Source organism: Macellibacteroides sp., from assembly GCF_050251695.1.
In the GTDB taxonomy this organism is placed as follows: domain Bacteria; phylum Bacteroidota; class Bacteroidia; order Bacteroidales; family Tannerellaceae; genus Macellibacteroides; species Macellibacteroides fermentans.
On the sequence record NZ_JBFWMI010000159.1, the window covers coordinates 1 to 4,188 of the forward strand.

Annotated in this window: 3 protein-coding genes; 2 read left to right on the forward strand and 1 reads right to left on the reverse strand. The window is 44.7% G+C overall.

The annotated features are described in order from the left end of the window. Positions 1-309 (forward strand): DNA/RNA non-specific endonuclease (locus tag AB7E53_RS14400; protein ID WP_446776467.1); only part of this gene is annotated, 309 nt, incomplete at its 5' end. 315 nt (positions 310-624) lie between these two features. On the opposite strand, the gene AB7E53_RS14405 is transcribed toward AB7E53_RS14400, so the two are convergent. After that, positions 625-1,998 carry an aminopeptidase P family protein gene (locus AB7E53_RS14405; RefSeq protein ID WP_446776469.1) on the reverse strand — a complete coding sequence of 458 codons (1,374 nt, stop codon included), beginning with the start codon at positions 1,996-1,998 and terminating at the stop codon, positions 625-627. Between the two features lie 172 nt (positions 1,999-2,170). Between AB7E53_RS14405 and AB7E53_RS14410 the strand changes: the two genes are divergently transcribed. Next, on the forward strand, positions 2,171-4,188 hold a 2,018-nt coding region (locus AB7E53_RS14410), incomplete at its 3' end, for a glycoside hydrolase family 2 TIM barrel-domain containing protein (RefSeq protein WP_446776471.1).

Genomic DNA, 4,188 nt, shown 5'->3' on the forward strand with positions numbered 1-4,188 from the left:
AAGAAACACAAGTCGGTTTGGGTGGTGACCGGGCCGGTTATCAGTAAAAAGATGAAGTGGATAGGGGATACCGGTATCGGAATTCCGGAGGCGTTTTTTAAAGTGCTAATGTACTCTACCGGAACTACGCTGGAAGGTGTGGCGTTTGTTCTTGAGAACCGGAATTACGAAGACAGTGATTTGAAAAAGTATGCCATGCCGATTGATGAGGCTGAGAAGCTGACCGGCATTGATTTCTTTCATCAATTACCCGATGCGGTGGAAGATAAGATGGAGTCGGAATTGCACCTCAAGAAATGGGGGTTGTAACGGACTATTCAATCTCTGTTTTGCAAACACAGAATACCAGCATCTAGTGTAGAAGATAATCTGTAAAGGCTGCCGATCGTAAGTTACCTACACAAACTATAAAGAATAGAATAAAAAGAGAAGGAAGTATCCACTGATAGTGAAACTTCCTTCTCTTTTTATTCTAATTTTCTCTTAATATGGGAATGATGTTTACTTAGGGTGTTCTTTTATGGTAAGAATCCAAAGAACGCCAAGTGAACCTATTTGGTGTTGTATTCAACGATTACATCAATTACCAAGGCTCAAATGGTTATATCAGCTTCTTTATCATCTTTACCGCAACGCCTCGATCTCTTCCGTAATACGTGGAAGTTGTTTTCCCAACAATCGTGATCCGGTGGGTGTAATCAGGTAATCGGCTTCGTTACGTATACCACCGAAATCTTTGTAGGTTACCACCTTTTCGTAGTTGATAAACTCTTCGAATTTACGTTCGCTTCTCCAAAGATCAATCAGTTCGGGAATAAAATAGATACCCGGCTCGATGGTGTGTACAAAGCCCGGTTCAAGCATTCTGCCCAGTCGCAATGACTTTCTTCCAAACTGTGTGCTTTTGGGTTGGCCGTTATGTCCAACATAAATCTCACCCAGATTTTCCATATCGTGTACATCAAGTCCCATCATATGTCCCAATCCATGCGGATAGAAAAGAGCATGTGCTCCGGCTTTTACAGCTTCGGCGGCATCTCCGCGCATAAAGCCCAGCGACTTGAGGCCTTCCACAATTACTTTGGCAGAGGTGTCGTAAACCGATTCGAAGGTAACCCCCGGACGAAGTTCTTTGATAGAAGCTTCATGAGAGGCAATCACGATATCGTAAATTTCCTTCTGACGGGTAGTATAGGTGGCATCTGCAGGAATGGTGGATGTCATATCCCCTGCATAACCCATTTCTGTTTCCGCTCCGGCATCCAGCAGGAACAGGTCGCCACTCTTAATCTTATTTCCATGATGATGATTGTGCAGCGTCTGTCCGTTGATGGTGGCTATGATGGGGAAGGATAGCTGATAGTTGGCCGCAAGCGCAACCTCGGCTACGGCTGCAGCCACTTCGCTTTCCAGTATACCCGGACGAACCGTGCGCATGGCTGTAAGATGCATATCGGCTGTAACGATACAAGCCTTTTCTATTTCGGCAACCTCTTCTTCGCTCTTGTAATTACGTTGGTTGATCACGGCCATGATAAACGGAAGAGAAGCTTGCTGAACGGCCGGATGTTCGCCGGTCCAGGCAAAGAGTTTCAGCTGATGTTCGGGACGGTAAGGAGGCAGGTAATGAATTTTCTGCCCTTTCTGAATGGCATCCTTCAAGTATATTTCCGTTGCATTTGACGGTAGCATATGGGTGATGCCTACCCTTTCGCATTTTTCGCTCAGCGTGGGCTGCTGACCCATCCATACGATGGAATCGATGGTGAGCTCGTCGCCAAAAATAATCTCTTTGTTGTTGTCGATATCGATTACAGCCGACAAGCCGGCATAGGATAAGCCAAAATAGTAAAGGAAAGTTGAATCTTGTCGGAAAGGATACGTGTTATCTGCGTAGTTTACGCCGCATTCTTCGTTACCCAAGAATAATAACAGCCCCGATCCGATGGTTTTTTTGAGTTGTGTACGGCGGGCAATGTAAGTTTCTTTTGAGAACATAATTCTAACATTTTGATTTAATGATACCAAAGATAGGTAATAATTTTAACAAAAAAATGAATAGAGTTGCTAAAATTGCTTTATTTAATTGATTTTATATATATTTGTTGACCATAAAATGGGAACCATAAATTATTACCTAATTATTAATAACTCCATTACTAACAATTTTATGAGAAGAGTAGCTTTCTTTTTTTGTGCGCTATTCGTTTTTGTTTGCATGCAGGGTCAGACCAATTTCTGGGAGAATCCTACGCTGGTGAATGAAAATGTAGAAAAGGCGCGCGCAACTTTTGTTCCTTATCAGAAGTCGGAACTAGCCCTGACGGGTGATAAGTTCAAAACTCCGTTTGTACATTCGCTAAACGGAACATGGCGGTTTAAGTTCAGTGTAAAACCATCCGAACGTCCGTTAGACTTTTATAAAACCACCTATTGTGATAACGATTGGAGCGATATCAAGGTTCCTTCCAACTGGGAGATGGAAGGATTCGGTATTCCGGTATATACCAATGTACCCTATATCTTCCCTCATAATCCTCCTTACCAGGATAACGAAGATGTGCCCGTCGGCTCATACCGTACTACTTTTACCGTGCCTGCCGGATGGAACGGACGCGAAACTATTCTGCACTTTGAATCTATCGCCGGTGCTGCCACTGTATGGGTAAATGGCGAAAGGGTAGGATATTCCAAGGCATCCAAGACAGCTGCCGAATTTAATATTTCGAAGTATCTTAAAACAGGCAAAAATCAGCTTGCCGTAGAGGTGTTCAAATGGAGCGACGCTTCCTATCTTGAAGATCAGGACTTCTGGCGTCTGGCTGGTATCGAACGTGACGTGTATCTGATTTCTCGTCCCAAAGTGTCGTTGGAAGATTTCTTTGCCGTGGGCGATCTGGACAAAAGCTACAAGAATGGTATCTTTTCGATGGATGTAAACGTACGCAACTTTAACGATGCAGCTGCAGCAGGTTATTCGGTTGAAGTAGGTTTAACGGATGCAGCCGGAAAGACTGTCTTCACCAAAACACTTGGTGTTCCTTCTATCGCAGCTAAGGGAGAACAGAAAGTTTCCTTCAAGCAATCGGTTGCTAGTCCCAAGTTATGGAGTGCAGAATACCCCAATTTATACAATCTTACCGTAACCTTAAAGGATGCACAAGGTAAAACGGCCGAGTTTACCGCTGCGAAGACCGGTTTCCGTAAGATAGAGATGAAAAACGGTCAGGTTTGGATCAACGGAACACCTATTATCATCCGCGGAACAAATATCCACGAACATCATCCTAAAACAGGTCACACGGTGGATCAGGCTACCCGTATCGAAGACATCCGCCTGATGAAGCTGAACAACATCAACGCCATTCGTATGAGTCACTATCCCCAGAGCATTGAGATGTTCAAATTATGCGACCAATACGGACTGTACGTAATTGACGAAGCCAATATCGAAGTACACGGATTGGACGGATTCGACCGTTCTCGTCACCCGTCGTTCATAAAAGAATGGTTAGGTCAGCACATGGATCGCACCATCCGCATGGTTGAACGCGATAAAAACCACCCGTCTATCATCGGATGGTCTACCGGTAACGAAAGTGATTTCGGACCTAACTACATTGAAACATACAACTGGATGAAACAACGCGACCCGTCCCGTACGGTTCAGTGCGAACGTGCCGATGAAAACCAGTACACTGATATCATTGCCTGGATGTATACATCACCCCAGCGCTTACAGGCTTATGCCGACCGTAAAGACACCAACCGTCCGTGGATTCTTTGTGAGTATGCGCATGCTATGGGTAACAGTACCGGTAACTTCCAGGAATACTGGGATATTATTCTGAAATCGCCTAATTTGCAGGGTGGTTTTATCTGGGACTGGGTAGACCAGGGCTTGGAAGCAATCGATCCCAATGGAAGAAAATACTTCTATTACGGAGGAGATATGGGTGGCGACCGATGGGTACACCAGGAGAATTTCTGTGCGAATGGTTTGATTAGTGCCGACCGCACCCCGCATCCGGGATTGATTGAGGTGAAGAAGACATACCAGGGTATCTACTTTGAGGCAGACGATTTGCTTAAGGGTAAGATCAAGCTGGTGAATCATTTCCAGTTTACCGACCTGAGCAGATACAACTACCAGTGGTCTTTCCAGGTAAATGACAAAGTAGTGGCTAC